Source organism: Halosimplex amylolyticum, from assembly GCF_051414035.1.
In the GTDB taxonomy this organism is placed as follows: Archaea; Halobacteriota; Halobacteria; order Halobacteriales; family Haloarculaceae; genus Halosimplex; species Halosimplex amylolyticum.
The window spans coordinates 224,963-246,090 of record NZ_JBLKNW010000003.1; the positions used below are offsets into that span (position 1 = coordinate 224,963).

At 68.6% G+C, this 21,128-nt stretch carries 17 protein-coding genes; 10 read left to right on the forward strand and 7 right to left on the reverse strand.

Going from position 1 to position 21,128, the window contains the following annotated elements; all coding sequences use genetic code 11:
- Window positions 1-15: 15 nt before the first annotated feature.
- Window positions 16-1,287, forward strand: a complete 1,272-nt coding sequence (locus tag ACMGFE_RS16210; protein WP_436926269.1) for a sulfatase-like hydrolase/transferase — start codon at window positions 16-18, stop codon at window positions 1,285-1,287.
- Complete coding sequence (locus tag ACMGFE_RS16215; protein ID WP_436926270.1) at window positions 1,284-3,563, forward strand: hypothetical protein; 2,280 nt, start codon at window positions 1,284-1,286, stop codon at window positions 3,561-3,563. The genes ACMGFE_RS16210 and ACMGFE_RS16215 overlap by 4 nt, the downstream gene beginning before the upstream one ends.
- Window positions 3,564-4,061: 498 nt before the next feature.
- Here ACMGFE_RS16215 and ACMGFE_RS16220 read toward each other — a convergent pair whose 3' ends face one another.
- The 3 genes from ACMGFE_RS16220 to ACMGFE_RS16230 are packed head-to-tail and all read right to left on the reverse strand — an operon-like array spanning window position 4,062 to window position 7,915.
- Window positions 4,062-5,336, reverse strand: coding sequence for a glycosyltransferase family 4 protein (locus ACMGFE_RS16220; RefSeq protein ID WP_436926271.1), 1,275 nt, complete (start codon window positions 5,334-5,336; stop codon window positions 4,062-4,064).
- 3 nt (window positions 5,337-5,339) lie between these two features.
- Complete coding sequence (locus ACMGFE_RS16225; protein WP_436926272.1) at window positions 5,340-6,686, reverse strand: sulfatase; 1,347 nt, start codon at window positions 6,684-6,686, stop codon at window positions 5,340-5,342.
- Window positions 6,683-7,915: a glycosyltransferase family 4 protein gene (locus ACMGFE_RS16230; protein ID WP_436926273.1), complete on the reverse strand. Its 1,233-nt coding sequence runs from the start codon at window positions 7,913-7,915 to the stop codon at window positions 6,683-6,685. The genes ACMGFE_RS16225 and ACMGFE_RS16230 overlap by 4 nt, the downstream gene beginning before the upstream one ends.
- Window positions 7,916-8,198: 283 nt before the next feature.
- On the opposite strand from ACMGFE_RS16230, the gene ACMGFE_RS16235 reads away from it, so the two are divergent.
- Window positions 8,199-9,620 carry an alginate lyase family protein gene (locus ACMGFE_RS16235; RefSeq protein WP_436926274.1) on the forward strand — a complete coding sequence of 474 codons (1,422 nt, stop codon included), beginning with the start codon at window positions 8,199-8,201 and terminating at the stop codon, window positions 9,618-9,620.
- An 89-nt stretch (window positions 9,621-9,709) separates the two neighbouring features.
- On the opposite strand, the gene ACMGFE_RS16240 is transcribed toward ACMGFE_RS16235, so the two are convergent.
- From ACMGFE_RS16240 to ACMGFE_RS16255, 4 genes are all read right to left on the reverse strand, one after another.
- Entirely contained in the window at window positions 9,710-10,642 is a 933-nt protein-coding gene (locus tag ACMGFE_RS16240; RefSeq protein ID WP_436926275.1) for a glycosyltransferase family 2 protein, read from the reverse strand.
- 200 nt (window positions 10,643-10,842) lie between these two features.
- The gene (locus tag ACMGFE_RS16245) at window positions 10,843-11,982 is read right to left on the reverse strand and encodes a Gfo/Idh/MocA family protein (protein WP_436926276.1); all 1,140 of its coding nucleotides are present in this window, start codon (window positions 11,980-11,982) and stop codon (window positions 10,843-10,845) included.
- A gap of 179 nt (window positions 11,983-12,161) precedes the next feature.
- The gene (locus tag ACMGFE_RS16250; RefSeq protein ID WP_436926277.1) at window positions 12,162-13,145 is read right to left on the reverse strand and encodes a glycosyltransferase family 2 protein; all 984 of its coding nucleotides are present in this window, start codon (window positions 13,143-13,145) and stop codon (window positions 12,162-12,164) included.
- Between the two features lie 275 nt (window positions 13,146-13,420).
- Complete coding sequence (locus ACMGFE_RS16255; RefSeq protein WP_436926278.1) at window positions 13,421-14,281, reverse strand: CheF family chemotaxis protein; 861 nt, start codon at window positions 14,279-14,281, stop codon at window positions 13,421-13,423.
- Window positions 14,282-14,435: 154 nt separating this feature from the next.
- Here ACMGFE_RS16255 and ACMGFE_RS16260 point away from each other — a divergent pair, with 154 nt between their 5' ends.
- The 7 genes from ACMGFE_RS16260 (at window position 14,436) to ACMGFE_RS16290 (ending at window position 21,052) form a co-directional block, all read left to right on the forward strand.
- A complete protein-coding gene (locus tag ACMGFE_RS16260; protein ID WP_436926279.1) occupies window positions 14,436-15,521 on the forward strand; it encodes a Gfo/Idh/MocA family protein in 1,086 nt (361 codons plus the stop codon).
- Between the two features lie 239 nt (window positions 15,522-15,760).
- Window positions 15,761-16,396, forward strand: coding sequence for a Pvc16 family protein (locus ACMGFE_RS16265; protein WP_436926280.1), 636 nt, complete (start codon window positions 15,761-15,763; stop codon window positions 16,394-16,396).
- 1 nt (window position 16,397) lies between these two features.
- Window positions 16,398-17,174 (forward strand): hypothetical protein, encoded by a 777-nt coding sequence (locus ACMGFE_RS16270; protein ID WP_436926281.1) that lies wholly within the window; start codon window positions 16,398-16,400, stop codon window positions 17,172-17,174.
- Between the two features lie 211 nt (window positions 17,175-17,385).
- Window positions 17,386-20,010 (forward strand): phage tail sheath C-terminal domain-containing protein, encoded by a 2,625-nt coding sequence (locus ACMGFE_RS16275; protein WP_436926282.1) that lies wholly within the window; start codon window positions 17,386-17,388, stop codon window positions 20,008-20,010.
- Between the two features lie 6 nt (window positions 20,011-20,016).
- Window positions 20,017-20,457 (forward strand): phage tail protein, encoded by a 441-nt coding sequence (locus ACMGFE_RS16280; protein ID WP_436926283.1) that lies wholly within the window; start codon window positions 20,017-20,019, stop codon window positions 20,455-20,457.
- A complete protein-coding gene (locus ACMGFE_RS16285; RefSeq protein ID WP_436926284.1) occupies window positions 20,454-20,888 on the forward strand; it encodes a hypothetical protein in 435 nt (144 codons plus the stop codon). The genes ACMGFE_RS16280 and ACMGFE_RS16285 overlap by 4 nt, the downstream gene beginning before the upstream one ends.
- The gene (locus ACMGFE_RS16290) at window positions 20,885-21,052 is read left to right on the forward strand and encodes a DUF6760 family protein (protein WP_436926285.1); all 168 of its coding nucleotides are present in this window, start codon (window positions 20,885-20,887) and stop codon (window positions 21,050-21,052) included. The genes ACMGFE_RS16285 and ACMGFE_RS16290 overlap by 4 nt, the downstream gene beginning before the upstream one ends.
- The last annotated feature ends 76 nt before the right edge of the window (window positions 21,053-21,128 follow it).

Sequence of the window (21,128 nt, forward strand, 5' to 3'; positions counted from 1 at the left end):
GCCGAACGCAAGATCATGACCGAACGAACGAACGGAACCGGACGGACGGACGACCGCCGCGACGTCGTGCTCGTCACCGTCGACGCGTGGCGCAGCGACGTGGTGAACAGGATGCCGAACCTCCGGGAGCGGGCCCGGTCCGAGGGGTACGACCGCTCGATGGCCGTCAGCCAGTCTGCGGCGACGCACGGGGCGTTCCCGCCCCTGCTGGCGAGCCAGCACATCGTGCAGGCGTACGACCCGGACGGCCGGGTCAAGCCGACCGTGACGCCGCTCCCCGAGGTGCTTCGAGAGCACGGGTACGCCACGGCCGGGATCGTCGCTTCGAACCCCTTCCTGGGGAAGTGGACCGAGTACTTCGACCACTTCTGGAACGACGGGATGGCAACCGACGCCGACTACACGGGCGACCGGTACTCCACGGTCGACAAGGCCCAGCGGTTCCTCCGGCTGAAACAGCGCGTGGACGCCACCGACGTGGCCGACCGGGCCAGCGCGTGGTACCGGCGACAGGACGGCCCCCGGTTCCTGTGGATGCACCTGATGGACGCCCACGGCCCGTACTTCCCGGGACTGGACGGCGGGCGGCGGGTCGGCCTCTTCGAGACGTACTCGACGCTGTTCAACTACCACCTCCGGGACGACACCTCCCCGGAAGTGCTGTCCGGGCTCCGCGACCTCTACGAACAGTGCGTCGAGCGACTGGACGAACGGCTCTCGTCGGTGTTCGAGTTCGTCGACGACGACGCCGTCGTGGTCGTGACGGGCGACCACGGCGAGGAGTTCGACCACGGCTTCCACGGCCACGCGCAGCTGTACGACGAGTGCGTCACGGTCCCGTTCCTCTCGAAGAACCTGCGCCACCCCGTCGGTGACTGTTCGGTCCGCCACCTCGACCTGGCGCCCACCGTCGTGGACGAACTCGGGCTCCCGATCCCCGCCGAGTGGGAGGGCGAGCCGGTCGACGGGACGGAGCGGCCCTCCCTCCTCTGCAACCACGCGCCGCTGCTCGACCGGACGTACGTCGGCGTCCGGACGGACCGGTACAAGTTCGTCAAGTCGTTCCACGACGAACGGTGGACGGTCGAGGGACGCGAACTGTACGACCTGCGGGCCGACCCCGACGAGCGGGCGCCGAGAGACGACCCCGACACCGCCGCCGAACTGGAAGCGACCGTCGACGCGTTCCTGGACAGGGACGACGTCGACCTCGGCGTGATACGGGAGACGAACACGGGCATCGACGACGACGTCGAGGACCGACTCGAGGAGCTGGGATACGTATGACGTCCGGACCGGCGTCGATCGGACTGTCGTTCGCAGTCGCGGGCGATTTGATACGACTGGCGGCCGCGGTCGCCGTCCTCGTCCAGCAGTTTTTCGCACAGATATTCGAAGGACACCCCGCGGCCGTGATCCCGGTCGTGATCGTCGGTGGCGCGGTAGTCGGATACGTGAGCTACAGACTGGTGCACCTCGTCGAACCCAGCGCCAGGGACTCCCGGTCTCTCATCGGGACGGCCACCAGTTCGACGGTGCTGTCCCCGTCGAGCGCGATACACATGTCCCGGTACGAACCCCCCTCGGAAGTACTGTACGCGGCGCTCGCGTTCCTCAACGTCGCCGTGCTCGCCGGTATCGCGTTCGCGGTCGAGACCGGGCGCCCCCGATTCTTCGGGATGACCGTCATCGGAGTGGCGACCGTCGCACTGGCCGACGCGATGATCTTCCGGCCGTTCGACCGCATCGGCTCGGCTGCCGTGTCCCGGACGGCTCCGTTCTGGGCCGTCGTGACGGACCGGCGGTTCGCGGCGAGCGCCCTCCTGGCGAGCGTTGGCGTCCTCTTCTCGGTCGGCCGGGGGCTCGCCTTCTTCTCCCTCGTGGCCGTGTTCGTCACCTCGATCACGCTCCACGTCTGCGTCTCCGACCGAGCGGTCGTCTCGATCCCGGCGAGCCTGTCACTGCTCGCCGGTGGGGCGGGACTGCTTCTCACGGCGCAGGTGCTGACGGTGCCGTACTACGTGCGGACGCTCGACACCCTCTATCACACGGCGCTCGCCCGCCGGATCGCGACGGTCGGATCGCTCGCTCCGGCCGCCGGGACGAGGTACGCGGACCTCCCGGTGTTTCACACGCTGGCGGCCGTCTACGTCCAGCTATCCGGCGCCGACCCGAGGACGACCATCGGCGTGTTCTTCGCCGTGGCCTTCCCGGTCGTCGTCCTCGCGGGCTACGCGTTCGTCCGTAACGTCGCCGGGTCGTCGAAGATCGGGTTCCTCGGCGCGGCGCTGTTGGCCGTCAATCCCGAGTTCGTCGGCTGGGGGTCGCAGGCGCACGTGCAGTCGCTGAGTTTCGTCTTCCTCGCCGTCTTCGTGCTCCTGCTCAGCAAGTGGGCCGACGACGTCCGGTACACGCTCACCGCCGGCGTCGTCGTCCTCGCCTGGGTGATGACCCATCACCTGAGCGTGTTCATGTCGGTGGTGCTGACGGCGGCCTGGATCGGAGCGGGGATGCTCTGGTCGCTGCTGGCGGACCGCGCCGACCGCGAGCGCCTCAGTCGACCGCTCCAGCAGTCGGCGCTCCTGGTCGCCGCAGTCGGCGTCTACTGGTGGGTCACCGGTCTCATCTGGGTGCCGATCAACTGGTTGACCGAGCACAGTACGGCCGCCTCGACGGGGCTTCCGACCGAGCAGTTCGTCATCCGGAACTACGAGACCCCCCTCGAACTGGCCGCCGCCGCCGTCCCGTTCGTCCTGAACAACCTGCACTACGCCTTCTTCATGGCGGTCTGCGGGTACGGCCTCTGGGCGATCGTTCGCGCCGAGGACACCATGCCGCGACACGTCCGTCCCAAGGTGGTCGTCGGGTTCCTCGTCGCCGCACCGCTGTACATGCCGAACCCGATCTGGATGGTGGCTCGCGGGATGGCGGCGCTGAACCGCTGGGGGATCATGACGCTCCTGTTCCTCCTCCCCGTCGGCGCCCTCGGACTGCGGCGGCTCGCCGGCGCGTCCGGGCGCTCGAAGAGCGTCCTCGCAGTCGCGCTGATCGTGTTCGCCGCCGCGTTCGTCTCGGTCGGCGCCGGGTTCACGGACCCGTCGCTCAGCGACGCTGCCGGCTACGACAAGGGAGCTCGCAAACACTTCTCGACCGGGAACATCGCCTCCGGGGAACACGTCAGTCGATACACCGGGGACACGCCCGTCCACTCGTCGCACGCGTTCTCGGGCTATCTCAGGTTCGAGGAGTGGACCGGACGGACGAGCGAGCGGCCGGAGCGATTCGGGCTCACCCCGGTCGAGGACGGGCGACTCGTCGCGGAGCCCGGGCTGACCGTCGTCGAGTACGGGTCGCTCCGCGAGAGTCACGTCAAACTGGCTGTGACGCCCGAACGGTCGGAGGTCTACCAGGACGACGTGACGGTCCTGGCGCCGGTGTCGAGCGACGAGGTCGCGTTCAGACCGGATCGGGAGAACGTCGTCTACCACAACGCGGACACGATGATCCTGTTCGAGCCCCAGCCCGCGGAGACCAGCGACGACTCGGCGGGCCCCGGCACGTGAGCGGCCGGGTCGCCAGGCATCGACCGGGAGCCAGTGAGACTCGGTGCGCTCGCGGCCGACCACCGGCGCGGTCCGCTCGTCGCTGAAGTTCGAGCGCCTGGATCGTTACCCGAGCGCGTCGTTCCGCAACGTCACCGACCGAGAGAACCCGTGAGAACCGTCGACGGTCGCTGCTTCTGCAGACACCGATAGCCGATCTCAGCCGCTCGATCGCGGAGAGAGCGGTACGCGAGAGGGGAACGGAGAAGCCGACGAGAACGACGAACGTGGGGAGAACGGAGAAGCCGACGAGAACGGCGAACGTGGGGAGAACGGAGAAGCCGACGAGAACGGCGAACGTGGGGAGAACGGAGAAGGCGACGAGAACGATGAACGTGGGGGAACGGGGAATGTGAGGGGAACGACGAACGCGAGGAAAACCGTGAACTCGAGGAGAACGGTGAACCCGGAGAGAACGGTGAACGCGAAGACAGCGGTGGACGCGACTCGCGCGCGACGTCAGACCAGCCTGCGATAGACGTCCTGGTACGAACGGACCGCGCTCCTGATGCTGAAGTGCTCGCAGACCCGTTCGTAGCCGTTCCGACCCATCCGTTGTCGGCGCTCCTCGGACGACAGTCGAATCATGGCGTCGGCCAGCGCGGACGCGGAGTCGGGCGGGACCACGTATCCGGTCGTCCCGTCTTCGATCGCCTCGCCGGTCCCGGCGACGTCGGTGCCGACGACGGGGAGCCCGGCGGTCATCGACTCGAGGAGGACGACGCTCAGCCCTTCCGTGAGCGACGGCAGGACGAAAGCGTCCGCCAGCGCGTAGTACTCGTGGACCGACGGCACCCGGCCGGTGATCGTCACGTTGTCCACGACGCCGCACTCGGCCGCGGTCCGGCGGAGGTCGTCTTCGAGCGGGCCCCAGCCGACGACGAACAGGTGGGCGTCCGGCAGTGCGTCGACCACCTCGTCCATCGCGCGGATCAGCGCCCGCTGGTTCTTCTCCTCGGCGTAGCGACCGATGCTGAGGAACACCGGACCGCCGCCGGCCTCGCCCGCAGCCGGGACCTGGTCCGGGCTCGCCTCGTCGACGCGCGTCGCGAACTCGTCGACGTCGATGCCGTTGTGTATCGTGTACGTCCGCCGGTCGAACCCCTGCGCGTCGGCGTCCGGCGCGTACAGTCGGGCCGAGTCCGCGTACGACCGCTCGACGTCGGTCGAGACGGCGATGTTCGTGGCGCTCAGCGGCCGCGTGGCTCGTTCCAGCGCCTGCATCGCCGGGTGGTAGTTCTCGCGGGTGTTGTGATACGTCCCGACGACGGGCGTGTCGGCCAGTCGCGCACAGATCCGCGCGACGACCAGGACGTACAGCGACACGTGCGCGTGGAGGACGTCGAAGGACTCCTCGCGGAGGAACGACGTCACCCGGGCGAGGCTCCGGGGATCGAACTGGCCGGCGGGCGTACTCGACACCGTGTCGAGGTGGACGACGCGCGCTCCGGCGGCCTCGAACTCCTCGCGGAGGCTGTCGTCCTCGCCGAAGTAACAGACCGTGTACGAGACGGGGAGGTCCTGTGACCCGCGGATGAGCCGGAGGACCTGGTTCTCGAGGCCCCCGAGCGCGAGGTGGTGCATCGCGTGGCACACCCGCAGCTCCCCGTTCGGGTCGGCGTCGCCGGTCGCCGCGTCCACCGTCAGCGTCTCGTCCGCCGCGTCGGTCGGTGCCGCACCGGCGGTCGACGGTCCGTCCGTCGCCGCGTCGGCGGCTGTCGAGAGATCCGTCATGGGCTACGAGAGGTACCCGAGTTCTTCGAGGCGGGACTCGACGTCGCCCTCGATCTCGTCGTCCCAGCGCTCGGACTCGAGGTCCAGGCTCTCGAACCGGGCGGAGACGGCCCGCCTGACGGCGGCCGCCTCGCGAGCGTGGTCCGCGACCGAGACGCGTCTGGCGTCCCCGTCGCGCAGGTCGAACAGCCGCTCCTCGTCGCGGAGTTCGTCCCGCTCGTAGAGCCACTCGCGCGAGCGCGCACCGACGACGACGTCGCCCTCGACCTCGTGTTCGGCCACGACGTACTCGCGGGGGTCGTCGACGCCCGGACGGCGTCCCTCGTAGACCGCCGGGACGTCCAGATCCAGCGCGTCGTGGATCAGCGGTGGGACGTCGAGCAGGCTCACCAGGTCGTCGGTCGCGTCGTCCAGGTGGTCCGGCCCGTTCAGGACTATCAGCGGGACGTGGAGCAACTCGTCGTACATCCGCTCGGGCTTGCCGTGCTGGCCCCAGTCACCGAACAGTTCCCCGTGGTCCGAGGTGAGGATCACCAGGGTGTCCTCGAGCTCGCCGATCGCTTCGAGGTGGTCCAGAATCCGTCCGGCCTGGTCCGCGGTGTAGGCGATCGACGCTCGGTAGAGGCGGTGGAGTGTCTCGATCTCGTCGTCGGTGAGCGACGCCGGGTCGTCGAGGACCGCCGAGTACCACTCGCCGACGTCGGACTGGGTCACCGACCCGACGCCGTAGCGCTCGCGGTACCGTTCGGGCGGGAAACACGGGTGGTGGACGTCCATGTAGTGGGTCCAGCAGAAGAAGGGTGAGTCGACCCCGTCCAGCCACTCGATCGTGTCGTCGGTGATGACGTCGGCGCTCACGTAGGGGCGAGGCTTGCCCCGGACGAGCTGGTAGGTCTTCCGGATGCCGTCGGTGAGGTGGAGGTACTCGTCGACGGTCCTGAGCTTCGGGTTGTTGATCTCGATCCCGCGCGGGAAAATCTTCGTCGCGAGCCCCATCAGCGGGTTCTGGTAGTCCTCGAACGCGTCGAACCCCGCGTCGTACTCGAAGTGCGTCGAGAGGAACGGGTTGCACTGGAACCCGCCGGTCGCGTACCCCTCGTTGCGGAGTACGTCGGCGACCCGCGGCCGATCGGGCGACAGCGGGCCCAGGCCGCCGTACGAGAGGGGCATCGTCCCCGTCAGCATCGCCGGGAACGACGGCGTGGTTCCCGGACCGGTGGCGAACGCGCGCTCGAATCGCGTCTCCGAGACGCTGTCGCGGACGGACCCGTCGAGCAGGTCCGGCCCGAACCCGTCCCCGGGGACGGCGTCTTTTCGTAGCGAGTCGACTGTCAGTAAGAGGACGTTCATCGTTTGTCTGGGGTCGATTGAGGGATCGGTGTCTCGGTTCGTTCGGCGGTCGTCGAGCCCGTCTGCTCCCGGACGACCTCGCGATACGGTGTCAGCGTGCTCGTCCAGCTGAACGCCGAGACCGCCAGGTCCCGGCCGTTGCTGGACAGCCGCTCCCGGAGCGCGTCGTCGCGGAGCACCCGAACGGTCTCCGCGGCGGCGTCGCGGTGGTCGGCGACGAGCGCGGTCTCCCCGTGCGTCAGCGAGAGCCCCTCCGCACCGATCGGGGTCGTCACGACGGGGAGACCGGTCGCCAGGTACTCGAGGATCTTGAGGTTCGTCCCCGACCCGGAGAGCATCGGGGCGACGGCCACGTCCGCGGCGGCGACGTGGGCCGGTAGGTCGTCGATGACGCCGGTACACACGACGCCGTCGGGCGTCGACTCCGGCGGTCCGGCGCCGATCAACAGCAGCGAGGCGTCGGCGAACTCGTCTCTGACCGCCGGGAACACCTCCTCGACCAGCAGGTCGACGACCTCCGCGTTCTGGGCGTTCCCGAGGTTCCCGTGGAACACCAGCACCGGCGCGGAGAGGCCGTAGCGCTCGCGGATCGATTCGGCCGCGTCCGCCCGTTCGGGCGAGTAGCGGTCGACGTCGACGCCGTTCGGGGCGACCCGGAGGTCGACGCCGTCGTCGAGCCGGGGGGCCAGCTCGTCCCGGTCGGCCTCGGAGACCGCGAACACGGCGTCGGCGCGGTTGCAGGCGGCGATCTCGAAGCGCCTGAGAGCCCGCCAGAGCGGGATGTCGAGGCGCTGGGCGAACTTGTACTCGACGTTGTGTTCGCTGAGGACCACCCGACAGTCGAGTCCCCGGCTCGCCAGTTTCGCGAGGGGGACGAGATACGGGAACTCCACGAGCACGACGTCCGGGTCGAACGCCCGGAGGTGCTCCCGGAGCGACGGGTACAGCCACGGGTGGAGGTGATACAGCCCCTTCAGGGCGGAGTACTCGGGAATCAGCCGTTCGAGCGCGTCGATCGCCCGCGATTCGAGCCCGGTCCGCGCGAACGGCTGGTCGTCGGGGACGCGCCCCGATTCCGACCGCTTTCGCTGTTTCTCGTACGGGAAATACACGTTGACCGTGTGTTCGTTCCCCAGGACGCGACAGGTCTGGTACGTCCGCTCGAGGAGCCCGGTGTAGACGGGAACCGGGTCTCGGGGCGACAACACGGCGATGCGCTTCGACGACATTGTTGTGGGGTAGTCGTGTTTGGGTACCCCTGGATCCCACTTTGTAAAGACCACACTGTGCGGAGAATACGGTGTCTAACGGCGAGATCTCGCCGGTCAGGCGTCGCCGAAACGCCCGGTTCCGTCCCGGATACGCGCCAGCCAGGGGCGGCCTACTGTCCGCTCTCGTCTCCGTGACTGCCGACTCCGTTCCGGGTTTCTACTGGATCGTTCCGTCGTTTGCGGCGCGTTCGACGAAGTTTGGCGACGTATACTCATAGTGTTGTGTCGGGGAGGACGGTGTATGCCAGATGACGGCGACGGACGGACGGACCGGCGCTTCAGTCGTCGCGACCTGTTGGCGGCGACCGGCGTCGCAGCGGCGTCCCTGTCCGGCTGTCTCGACCTCCTCTCGTCGACCCGAGGGGAGACGCCCTCCCCGCGAGCGAACGACGGCACCGACGCACCGACCGCCTCCCCGCCGGCGCCGCCGACGGCGACCCGGTCGCCGACGGCTGGGCCCGGATCGCCGACGTCGACGCGGACGCCGACACCGACGCCGACGTCGACGGCGGAGCCGCCGACCGAGAACTACGTCTACGTCAGCGAGCGGCAGCTCCGGGAAGTCGCCGACCGGGTGAGCGACGGCGAATCGCCGTGGAAACCGGCCTACGACAAGGCGATCTGGGACGCGGACAAGGCGTTGAACATGTCGCCGAAGAGCGTCGTCGACGACGGCGCTCCCCAGTGGGACGACCCCCACCGGTTCGGGGCGACCGACGACCGGCACGACTACTCGGTCGCGATCGACATGACGACGGCCGTCCGCGACACGGCGCTCGCCTACTGGTTCACGGACGACGACGAGTACGCCGAGCGATCCATCGACCTCCTCTATCACTGGTGTCTGGACCCCGAGACGAAGATGAAACCCGACGGCGACATGGCGAACAACGGGACGGAGGTCGAGTTGATGATCACGATCCCGAAGCTCTGGTACGGCGCGTCGCTCCTCCGAGGCCACCCGTACTGGACCGAGAAGACGGACCGCGACCTCGAATCCGCGTTCGAATCGTGGGTCGATTCCTTCGTCGGATCGCTCGCCGACCCCGGGTTCTACCAGTACAACAACCAGTGGGCCTGGCGCATCGCGACTATCGCTGGCGCGGCGAGCTATCTCGGCGACGAGGAGCGCCTGGAACACGCGTTCTGTATGTGGCGCGGCCAGTGCGAGACCGCCGCTCACGGGAAGGACAAGCCCCGTCCGTGGAACCAGTACCGCAAGGACGACGACGCCAAAGGGTACCTCAAGCGCGAACTCGCGCGCCACGACGGGCTGAACTACCACATGTACGGGATGAAGGCGCTCACCCTCACCGCCGAGATCGGGAGACACCACGGCGTCGACCTCTACGGGTACAACGCGCCGACCGACCCGGGCGACGGACCCACGTTGAAGAAGCTCTTCGACTTCATGGTCCCGTATCTGCAGTCGCCCTCGAAGTGGGAGTGGGGAACGGGATCCGACGGGGTAGACAGCTTCGAGATCGGTAACTACGCCTCCCTGTTCGAACTGGCCTACTCCCGGTGGGAGGACCCGGCGTACCTCGACGTGGTCCGGTCGCTTGAGCGCCCGGCCTACGACTTCTGGATCCTCGGCTGGACGACGTTGACACACGGGAACTGGTTCGACCTGGTCGAGGCGTCGGCGACGGACGCCGACTGAACGGGCCGCCGGAGCCGATCCGGAGCGAGCGGCCGAACAGCGCACGGTGCCGGCTGGCAAGCCCGCGGCGACGACCGGCCGTCCGCGCGTCAGTTCCGCGACGCGGAGAGAACGCTGCTGACGCGGTTGGCGGCCCTCCAGCCCGGTTTCCCGAGACACGCCGCGACGACCTTGCTGAGCGCCTTCGGTTTCCCGGTCGGTGCGTAGTACAGGTGTCTGAGCAGCGACCCGATCGCCCGCATCGACCACCCCTCCCGTCGCAGGAGCAGGGCGCCTTCGGTCTCGTAGGTGTTCGCCAGCGCCGTCCGGCGAACGCTGTCGGCGTGGGCCGCGTACAGGTCGTCGTAGGCCTCCACGATATCGATCCGACCGCTGACCGCGTCCATCGAGGACCCGAGCGAGGAGTCGTCGATCCGCTTGAACAGCAGGGGTTCGTCGACGAACTCGAACGACGTCCGTCTGGCGAGGCGGATCATCAGTTCCAGGTCGTTGGCCGCCCGTCGGTCGGAGAGCGGGAGGACCTCGCGGAGGACGCCCTCCCGGATCAGCATCGTCGAGTTCATGCACGGCCACATCTCGAACATCAGCGCGAACTCCAGCACGTCGCCCCTGACCGACGGCTTCGGGAGGTCCGTCCGGTCGCCGGTCTTGTCGATGCCCGTGTAGACGACGCCGACGTCAGGATTTCGCCGCATGACCCGGACCTGCCGCTCGATCTTCGACTCGTACAGCACGTCGTCGTCGTCGAGGAAGTGGACGAAGCGACCGTCGGCGCGGCGCGCGCCGGCCGTCCGCGCGGCGTTCGCACCGCGGTTGCGGGTTAGCTCCAGGTAGCGGACCCCGTCGAACTCGGTCGCGACGGGTTCGGCGTGGCCGTCGCCCGAGTCGTCGACGACGATCAGTTCTATCGGGGAGTACGACTGCGCCCGGACGCTCCGGATCGTCTCCGCCAACAGGTCGTTCCGGTAGTACGTCGGGACGACGACCGAGACCAGCGGATCCTCGTCAGTCCGTGAACTCATACATCTGGTGGCCGGCACTTCAGTCGATCCGGGCATTACTATGCGGCGATTAACCGCGGAGACGGCGGCGCGAACCGGAAACTGGACGAGAAGTTGCCGGAAAACCCGTGCGGACGTGAGACCGCCAGCGGCGTCCGTTCTCCAGCCGCCAACCGGCAGCCGTCTCCCGGTGCGTCAGTCGGCGACCATCTCCTGACCCGTCAGTCGGCGGCAGTCGTGGGCTCGGGCGTGAGCGCGCCGGAGTCGACCATGGATTCGAGGGGGTTGTCGTCGACGTCGAGCGGGAGGTCGACGCGACCCCGCCGGCGGGCGGACTCCCAGGCCGCGAAGATGAGTTCGTCCGCGTCGAGCGCGAACTCCGCGTCCAGCGGCGAGGTCCCGCCCGACCGGAGGGCCGAGACGACGTCTTCGACGGCGCGTTCCGTGTACGTCGTGACGCCGACGCGGTCGGCGACGCGCTCGGAGACTTTCCGCGCCACGACTTCCGTCCCCCGCCGGAGCGTGCCCGGTTCCGGCTGGTATCGCCGGTCCGGGCCGGTGTCGACGGGCTGCCACGAACCACCGTCCTGCCGGTAGGAGAGTCCGCCGTCGTCGTCGATCTCGACGACGCCGTCGGTGCCGAACAGACGGAACGCCACGTCGGTGTACGACGCCCCGCGTCCGGTCGACGCGAGCCCGTAGACGCCGTTGTCGTACCGCCACTGGACGACGGCCTGGTTTTCGTTGTGCGCACCGAACAGGGTGTTCTCCTCTGTGTAGTCGACCTGGCCCAGGACCCACTCGACCGGGCGCTGGTCGTTGAAGTAGTTCACGAGGTCGAACGAGTGCGTCCCGTTGTCGTAGAGGGTCTGTTCCTGGAACTCGACGCGAACGAGGTCGCCGATCGTCCCCTCCTCGAGGAGGCGCTTGGCTTCCCGGTAGGGCCTCCCGAAGCGGAGCTGGTGGTTGATCGTCAGCTGGACGCCTTCGGACGCACAGACGGCCGCCATCCGTCTCGCTTCGCCCCAGGTGAGCGCCATCGGTTTCTCGCAGTGGACGGCCGCCGGAACGCCGCTCTCGGCCACGTCCGTGACGATGTCGGCGTGGGCGCCGGGGGGAACGCACACGCTCACGACGTCGGGGTTCGCCGATTCGAGCATCGCCTCGTAGGACTCGTAGACGTGCTGGTCGGGGACGTCGTGCGCCGCGGCGAAGACGTTCGCGTTCTCCGCGACGATGTCCGCGCAGGCGACGATCTCGCAGTCGTCGAGTCGCTGGTATCCCGACGCGTGCCGATACGCCATGGCGAACCCCTCGCCGTCGGGGTCTCCGGTGCCGATGAAGCCGATTCGGTAGGTCACTGTCGCGGATACTCGGTGGGTGGCTTTCAGTATACGCGGATTAAACGGGGTGGCTCCGGGCAGGAGCGGTGGGGTGGGCCGGACACCGCGGTCGGGCGGTCCCGCCGTCGCCGGTCACCACAGGTCGAGCGATCCCACCGTCGCCGGTCACCGCGGCCGGGCGGTCCCGCCGTCGCTGGTCACCGCGGACCGACCTCGTCGATCGGTTCGGTTTCGAGTTGCGTGGGGTCGCCGAGGGCGTCCTGCAACTCGAGGAACCGGCAGCCGACGCGGCTCGCGACGCTGAACGCGTGCGCCAGGAACCGGTCACGGTCGGTCATCGAGTCGCCTCCGTCCGGCGTCTCGTACGAGTCGACGAACGCCTCGAGCCCCGACCGCTCCCTGGCGAGGCGCCGCTTGTAGTACCGCCTCGTCGCCCGTTTTTTCAGGTAGGAGACGGGCTGGGAGTCGATGTCGTGGTAGATGACCGGGTCGGGATGGTAGATGAACTGGTCGCGGTCGTAGCCGTCGGTCACGAGGCGGTAGGTCAGGTCGATCCCCTCGTGGCCGGCTCTGCCCGCCAGCCCGCCGTCGAATCCGCCGGCCGACAGGAACGTCTCCCGGTCGTACGAGGAGTTCCCCTCCGTGTTGAGGTGGTACGGCACCGGGGTCCCGCCCAGGTCGTACCAGGACTGTCGCCGGTTGTAGAAGGTGTCTTTCGTCGTGAGTACGCGACCGCGAACGCCCACGACCCGCCCCTCGTGGGCGCGTCGGTGGGCGGCCACGAAGTCGCTCTCGGGGACGGCGTCGTCGTCCAGAAAGACCACGAGCTCCGACGAGGCGACGTGCGCGCCGACGTTCCGACCGACGGTGACGCCCCTGTTTCGCTCGAGTCTGACGAACGAAGAGACGCGGTCGAACGTCCGCGCCAGCCGGGCGACCGGCCAGTCGTTTCCGTTGTCCACGACGATGACCTCCATGTTCTCTGCCGTCTGTTCGTCTAGCGCGGCCAGTGCCGCTTCGAGATCGTCGGGAGACGTGTGATAGGTCACGACGACCACCGACGCCGCGACGGCGGACGGCGGCGGGTCGTCGAACGACGCATCCACCTCGTCCCGGTACGACGACGGTAGTTCGGCGACCCTTCCCACCGGCCCGGTCCGTACAGAACTGTCACGTTGCATTGCGAAGATCACGACGGTCCCTGTTCTCCACACCGAAACGGAAGACCATCTAGCGGGATCTCACGACGGGACGAAACTAAGGTATCAGTTGCTTACTCTTCGTTTCGGAGTGCATTCCGAGTGGATGAGGGACGGTATCTGGAACTTCCCGGCCGCTCGCCTCGCTCGCAACCTGCCCCGCTCGACACCGGGTCTCGACTCGGTCGGACACGACTCGGGCTGGCGCTCGGCGGTGACCTCACATCGGAGAAGCCAGTTCGATTCCCCGAACGCACTCACTGCTCGCCCATCGTATCGCCGGCGACGGAGCGACCGCGGGCGGTCATCTCGACCTCGGTGCGCTCGCGGACGACCTCGATGACGTCGAGTTCGATGAGCCGGTCGAAGATGGCCTCGATCTCCGCGACCTCGGCGTCGACGAACCCCGGGATGTCGAACGGCGAGACGCCCGAGTGCAGCGCCATCACGACCTGCTCCTCGACCGGTCCCAGGTCCAGGTCCGCACGGTTGCGCTCGACGCCCTCTTCGAGCACCTGCCGGAGGACCGAGAGGTCGTACTCGTCGCCAGTGACGTGGGTCTCGACGCTGATCTCGCCCTCGCTGTGTTCGACCTCGACGACGGGACGCTGTTCGCCGGCCGCCTGGCGTTCGTCCTGCTCGACCTCGCCGATGTCGTTCCGCTCGATGACGACCTGCTCGCCGTTCGCGAGCGCCAGTCGGACGTCCTCGTCGGTGATGCGGATGCGGGCTTTCGTCCAGTCAGTGCCCTGGACGACACCGCCCTCGACGGCGGGGTGGTCGACGTAGAGGATCTCGCCGTCGAGACAGGCGTGGTAGAAGTCGGTCTCGAACTCGTCGTGTTCGGCCGCGGAGACGAGGACGACGTCGTCGCCGACGGAGAGGCCGAGGTAGCTGGCGACGCCGGCCGCGCGCTGGTTGACGTCGGCGCGGACGCCGATCTCGTCAACGTCGCCGAGCGGGACGGTCAGCTTGCCCTCGGAGACCAGCACCAGCCGCTCCGTCGTCAGGACGATCCGACACGACTCCCAGGTCGCGTCGTCGCGCTGGTGACCGTCGACGACGGCCCGCATGTACCGGCCCTGCACGTCGGTCACTTTCTTCTCGGAGTTGCTCATTCTCGGGGATCGGCCGCGCTGTCGGGAGCTACCTCCTCGCCCGCAATATGCGTTGCGGGCCGATTATCGGTCGCCGAAATCGGACGACCGACCCGGAGCGAGCGACGGGTTCCGCCTCCAAAGGACTGATTCCCGACCGGGGCGATCGCTCCGTATGAGCGACGAACCCCGACCGGTGCGTCTCGGCGTCGTCGGACTCGGCTTCATGGGACAGACCCACGCGACGAACGCGGTGGACCTCGGCCACGAGGTGGTCGCCGGCACCGACGTCGTCGCCGACAGCCGCGACGAGTTCGCCCGGGCGTACGACGCGACGACCTACGAGGACGCCGCGGAGATGTACGACACCGAGGCCCTCGACGCGGTCGTCGTCTCGACCCCGAACGCGTTCCACGAGGAGGCCGTCGTCGGCGCGCTCGAACGCGGATACGACGTGCTCTGCGAGAAGCCCCTCGCCGACGACCTGGCGGCCGCCGAGCGCATCGCCGCGGCCGCCCGCGAGTCCGACGGGTTCTGCGCGGTGAACTTCCACAACCGGATCGCGACCGCCGCCGAGGTGTTCAGCGGCTACCGGGAGGAGGGTCGCTTCGGCGACGTCACACACGTCCAGGCCAACTACGTCCGCTCGCGGGGCATCCCCGGCGTGGGGTCGTGGTTCACGAACGAGGAGCTGTCGGGCGGCGGCGCGGTCGTCGACATCGGCGTCCACGCCATCGACTTCGCGCTCTACCTGCTGGACTTCCCGCCGGTCGAGGAGGTGTTCGCGGTCACGCGGACCGAGTTCGGGAACCGGGAGGACTACGCCGACCCCGGCGACTGGTACGACGCCACCGAGGAGGCCGTCTTCGACGTCGAGGACTCGGCGACGGCAATGATCCGCTGTGCGGACGACCGGACGATCTCCCTGGAAGTCGCCTGGGCCGCCAACCAGACCGAGACCCAGGAGTTCGTCGTCCGTGGGACCGACGCCGGCGCGCGCCTCGACCTCGGCGGCGAGGAACTGGCGCTGATCGAGGCCGGCCGCCAGGGCACCGACCACGTCGTGGAGTCCGAAGTGACCCACGGATCGCTCGACAACACCGGGTGGAAAGGGAGCGACGAACGCTTCCTCGACGCGGTGGTCGAGGGCGAACCGCCCGAAGGGAACACGGTCGAGCGCGCTCTCACCGTCCAGCGCGTCATGGACGGGATCTACCGGTCCGCCGAGGCCGGCACCTGCGTGAGCGTCGACGACGAGTGACGCCAAGAACGTAAGTCCGCACGGCCGTAGGTCGAGCGTCGGCGCGCCCAACGCCCGACGACTCGTCGCGCCAATACTATTATATTCCAACAGGTTCAACGCTCCGATAATATAGGTGCGTTAACTATCATGGGACCACCCCGGGCGGCCGAGGACGGGAGCACAGCCGTCGGCAAACGCCGGGTTTCGGCGAGGAGCGACGGGGTCGGGACCGAATACCGGTCGAGGGGGTCCGACCGGTGAGCGCGAACCCGGGCTACGGGGCGATCGCACAGGTGGGAGAACTGCTGGTCGACCGGCTCTACGAGGAAATCTCCCGGTCCAAGGACATCAGGGCGCGAGAGATAGCTCTCACCTCCCCGGACGGGGCCGCGGGGACCCATCGCGTGACGGTGTACCTCTACGAGGTGACCAGGAGCGCCCATCACCTGAACGCCGACGGTCGGCAGGGCCTCGCGGACCGTCGACAGGAGGGTGACGACGAGGCGGGAGACGAGGCGAGCGGCGACCCGCTCGTGCTGGACCTGCACTACCTGGTGACCGCGCATCCGGCCGGGGGCGGGGGGAGCGACTCCGGCGGCGAGGCCACGGCCCGGACGGCCGGCCAGCACGAACTGCTGGGGCTGGCGATGCAGGCGATACACGAGAACCACATCCTGCGCGGGGCGGACCTGCCGGGCTCGTTCGCCGGTCGGGAGCTGCAGATCGACGTCGAGTCGCGGTCGACGAACGAGCTGACCAACATCTGGAGCACGTTCCAGGACGAGCCCTACCGGCCGTCGGTCGCCTACCGCGTCACGCCGGTCGTCATCGAGTCGGAGGGAGCGGCCGGCGGCGAGCGCGTCGTCGAGCAGCGCTTCGAGGAGTACAGCTGAGATGGCGCGCGACCGATCCTCGGCGTGGGACCACGCCACTCACGTCGCGACGCTGACGACCACGCTCTCGATCGCGGTCGACCTCGTCGATCCGGTCACCGGCGGCCGGCCCGGCGAGGACGTCCGCGTCAGCCTCGCGGACGCGCCGGTCGACCCGGTCACGAACCCGAGCGGCTACCGCCTGTTCTTCGAGGTTCAGGAGGATCCGGTGACGCTGGTGGTCGACGGTGGCGACCGGTTCTTCGACGAGCGCACGACCGTCCCGAGCGGGAGCCAGTCGGGGAATCAGCCGCCGGATCCCGAGATCGTGACGATCGAGTTGACGCCGACCCCGGCCTACCGGTTCGCGTCGGGGACGACGCTGCTTCGCGGGGTGGTCACGGAGGACCCGCTCCCCGACGGTGCCGGCGTCGCCGACGCGACGGTCTCGCTGGCCGGCGTCCCGACCGCCGACGCCTCTGTGGAAGCCCCCACGACCGCCTCGGGGGAGTACGTCCTCCCGGTCCCGGTGTCCGCCGACCGGGTCGTCCGCGGGGACGGCGACCGCTGGCTGGACGTTCCCGGCGGCGACGGCCCACCGGGCAACGGAAACGGCAATGGGAACGGGAACGGCAACGGAAATGGAAACGGCAACGGCAACGGCAACGGCGGGGACGACGACCAGTTCCAGCCGCCCACGCACGAGGTCACCGTCGATCACGACGACTATCAGCCGAAGACGTCGCAGATCCCCGTCCGGGCCGGCGCGACGACGCGCCACGACGTGGTCCTCGACTGACCCTCCGAACTAGCGACTGTTCGGCCCCGGCGGTCCGAGGACTCGGCGGCGCCCGTCCCCCCGGCAGCGCGGCGTCTCTGCGCCGGCAGTCCGCCGTCGTGCGATCGATCAGTGAGCTATATTTTCACTCTCAGCGGAAGTTTAATTAGACGGTCACACTACATTTTGCCTAGTCATGCGACTTGCGCATCGGCTGGGAACGGTGCGGTAGATGCCCCAGTACAAGGCACCAGGCGTATACGTCGAGGAGGTAGAGCGCGGCGCGAAACCCATCGAGGGCGTGGGGACGAGCACGCCCGGCTTCCTGGGAGAGACGGAACGCGGGCCGGAAGACCCGCGGCTGGTCACGAGTTTCGCGGACTACCGGCGATGGTACGGCAGCGTCGTCGAGGACCGCTATCTCTCACAGGCCGTCGAGGGGTTCTTCCAGAACGGAGGGGGCCGCTGTTACGTCGGTCGCGTGGCCCCGGCGAGCGCCGAGACTGCCGAGGGGCACCTCCCTACGCTCGGCGTGGCCACAGGTCACCTTCAGGTGGCGCACGACACGCTGGATTTCGGCCGCGTAGCCGCCGACCAGACCCCGACGCGGGAAGTGGAGGTCGAACCGATCGCGGAACTGGGCGACGAGACAGTCACGATCACGAACCTCGAGATAGCGAACGACCCCGACGACGACTTCGAGCTCGAAACCGAGGTCCCCGACGAGGGACTCGCGGTCGAAGCCGGCGAGCCGGAACCGATCGCGGTCACGTTCACCCACACGAGCGGGACGGCGGGCGACAAGAACGCCGAGTTACAGATCACGGCGTCCGGCGAGGTGACCACGCTGACAGTCGCCCTCACCGGGGAGATGGTCGAGCACAACCTCGGGACCGGGGACAACGACGGCGAGTTCGGCTACTCCACGGGGACGCTCGACTTCGGGGACGTCGCCGTGGGCGACACGGCCGCGGCGACGGTGACGCTCCAGAACCTCGGCGACGCAGACATGATGCTGGCCGAGCCGGCGATCAGCATCGGCGGCGGCCCCTTCGAGGTCCAGCAGGCCGAGACCTTCGACGGACGAACCGTGGAGTCGACCGAGACGGTCGACGTGCTCGTCCTGGCGAGCCCGGAGACCGACGGCGACTGGACACCGTCGCTGACCGTCGACAACCAGAGCGGCCAGACGGCGACTATTGACCTCGACCTCAACGGCGTCTTCACCGACGAGGGGCTGGCGGCGGCAGGCGGAGACGCCGGTTCCAACGGGGACCTCGCGACGGCCGGCACGACGTTCGACTACGGGACGTTCGTCGCTGGGAACACGCGGACGATCACGCTCCACAACCGCGGTGCCGTCGAAATTCGCGTGACGGACGTGGACCTAAGCGGAGGGGGCGCAGACGCGTTCCGGATCGTCGAGGACGACGACCTTCCCGACGAACCGATCCCCGTACCGGGCGGTGGGTCGGCCGAGCTGACGGTCGTGGCGCAAGCGACCGACGCGGACTCCAGCGAGGCGACGGCGACGGTCACCTTCGAGTACGACCCAGGGACGGGTATGACGGAGGAAACCCTCCCGCTCACGCTCGACGCCGACGTCGTCGACTCGCTGATAGCGTTGCAGGCCATCGGGCCCGGCCCGTGGGGTGCGGGCGTCGCGGTAACTGTCGAGGACGCCTCGCTGTACGATCCGGACGCGAACGACCTGTTCCAGGTCACCGTGCGGTACTGGAGCGACCCGGACGACCGCGAGGACGCACGGGCCGTGCTCGCAGACCCCGATCTGGGGCTCGACGCGGCACCTGATCCCGACGTCGAGGAAGTGTACGACAACCTCACGCCGGAGGCGTCCTCCAGTGACCACTACGGGACGACGCTGAGCGGGTCGTCGGTCCTGGTCGACGTCGTCGACGACGAGAGTCGCGACGACGGGCCCCGACCGGCCAACGGCACCGTCTGGCTCGACGCGGACTTCCCGAACGACGACGTCGTCGCCAACGACTACGACGGCGTCGCGACCGACCCCGAGGACCGGACCGGCTTCGCCGCGTTCGAACAGATCGACGAGATCGCGATGGTGGGCGTCCCCGACGAACACGAGTACGACAACGGACTCTCGGAGGACATCGTCACCCACTGCCTGAACAGCGGCGACCGCTTCGCGATCTTGAACTCGCCGCCCTCGCCGCCGACGCCCGGCGACCTGCGGCCGACCGAGAACTCCGACTTCGCCGCGTTCTACTACCCGTGGCTGACGATCGGCCACCCGGAGACGGGCCGCGACCAGAACGTTCCGCCCTGCGGGCACGTCGCGGGCATCTACGCCCGCTCCGACCAGGAACGCGGCGTCCACAAGGCGCCGGCCAACGAGCAGGTCCGCGGGATCCGCGGGCTCCAGAAGACGGTCTCGAAGGGCGACCAGGAGACGCTCAACCCCCGCGGCGTCAACTGCATCAGGACGTTCCGCGGGCGGGGCACGCGCGTCTGGGGCGCCCGGACCACCTCCAGCGACCCGGCGTGGAAGTACGTCAACGTCCGCCGGCTGTTCCTGTTCGTCGAGGAGTCCATCGAGGAGGGCACCCAGTGGGTCGTCTTCGAACCCAACGACGAGCGCCTGTGGGCGCGCGTCAGGCAGACCATCCGGAACTTCCTCACGAGCGTCTGGAACGACGGCGCGCTGATGGGCTCGACCGCCGAGGAGGCGTTCTACGTGAAGTGCGACCGGAGTACGATGACCCAGAACGACATCGACAACGGCCGACTGATCTGCGAGATCGGCATCGCGCCGGTCAAGCCCGCGGAGTTCGTCGTCTTCAGGATATCGCAGACCACTGCCGGAGGGGAGGCCTGATCGCCCATGCCCGACAGATGGGGACCCTACCGGAACACGCGGTTCCTGCTGGAGATCGACGGTATCGCTATCGCCGGCTTCTCGACGTGTAACCTCCCGGAGAACTCGACGGAGGTCGTCGAGTACCGTGAGGGATCGGACCCGCCCCACTCGCGCAAGCTGACGAGCCTCAACGACTTCGGCAACCTCACCCTCGAGAAGGGGACGACCGACGACTCGATCGCCCTCTACGAGTGGCGCAAGCTCGTCGAACAGGGGAAACTCGAGGAGGCGCGGCGCTCGATAGCCGTCGTCGTCCTCGACGAGGAAGGCGAGGCCGGGCCTCGCTACGAGTTCAAGCAGGCCTGGGTGCGCCAGTACGACGCGCCCGACCTCGACGCGAGCGGTGGCGACGTCGCCGTCGAGTCCATCGAGATCGTCCACGAGGGGATGGAGCGGACCGCATGACCGGCGTCCTCCAGACGGAGTTCGAGTTCACGCTCCCCAACGGGTACGCCGACGACGACGGCGAACTCCACCGCGAGGGCGCGATGCGACTCGCGACGGCCGCCGACGAGATCAAGCCGACGAAGGACCCCCGCGTCCAGTCGAACCCCTCGTACATGACCGTCATCCTGCTCTCGCGGGTGATCACGGACCTCGGGACGCTCGACGAGGTGACGCCCCACGTCGTCGAGAACCTCTTCGTCGCCGATTTGGCGCACCTCCAGGACATGTACGAGCGGATCAACGAGCGCGGCAGCGACACGGTCGACGCCACCTGTCCCGAGTGCGGCGAGGGCTTCGAGGTCGGCGTCGCGACCGACGGCGGCCCGGAGGTCGGTCAGGGAAACGCGGGCCCGACGCCGGAGGTGGAGTCACCGCCCGGGGACCGATGACGCGAGCGCCGCCCGACCGCCTGTTCGAGGAGGCGGCGTTCGTCGCCTACCACTTCAACTGGGACCACGACACCGTCATGTCGCTCCCCCACCGCGAGCGCGAACGCTGGTGCGCCGAGATCAGCGCGATCAACGAGCGGATCAACGAGGAGGGCGAGCGATGAGCGCGAACGCGGGGCCACCGACCACTGCGTCGCAGTCGACCATCGCGTCGCAGTCGAACACTGCGCCCCAGGCGAC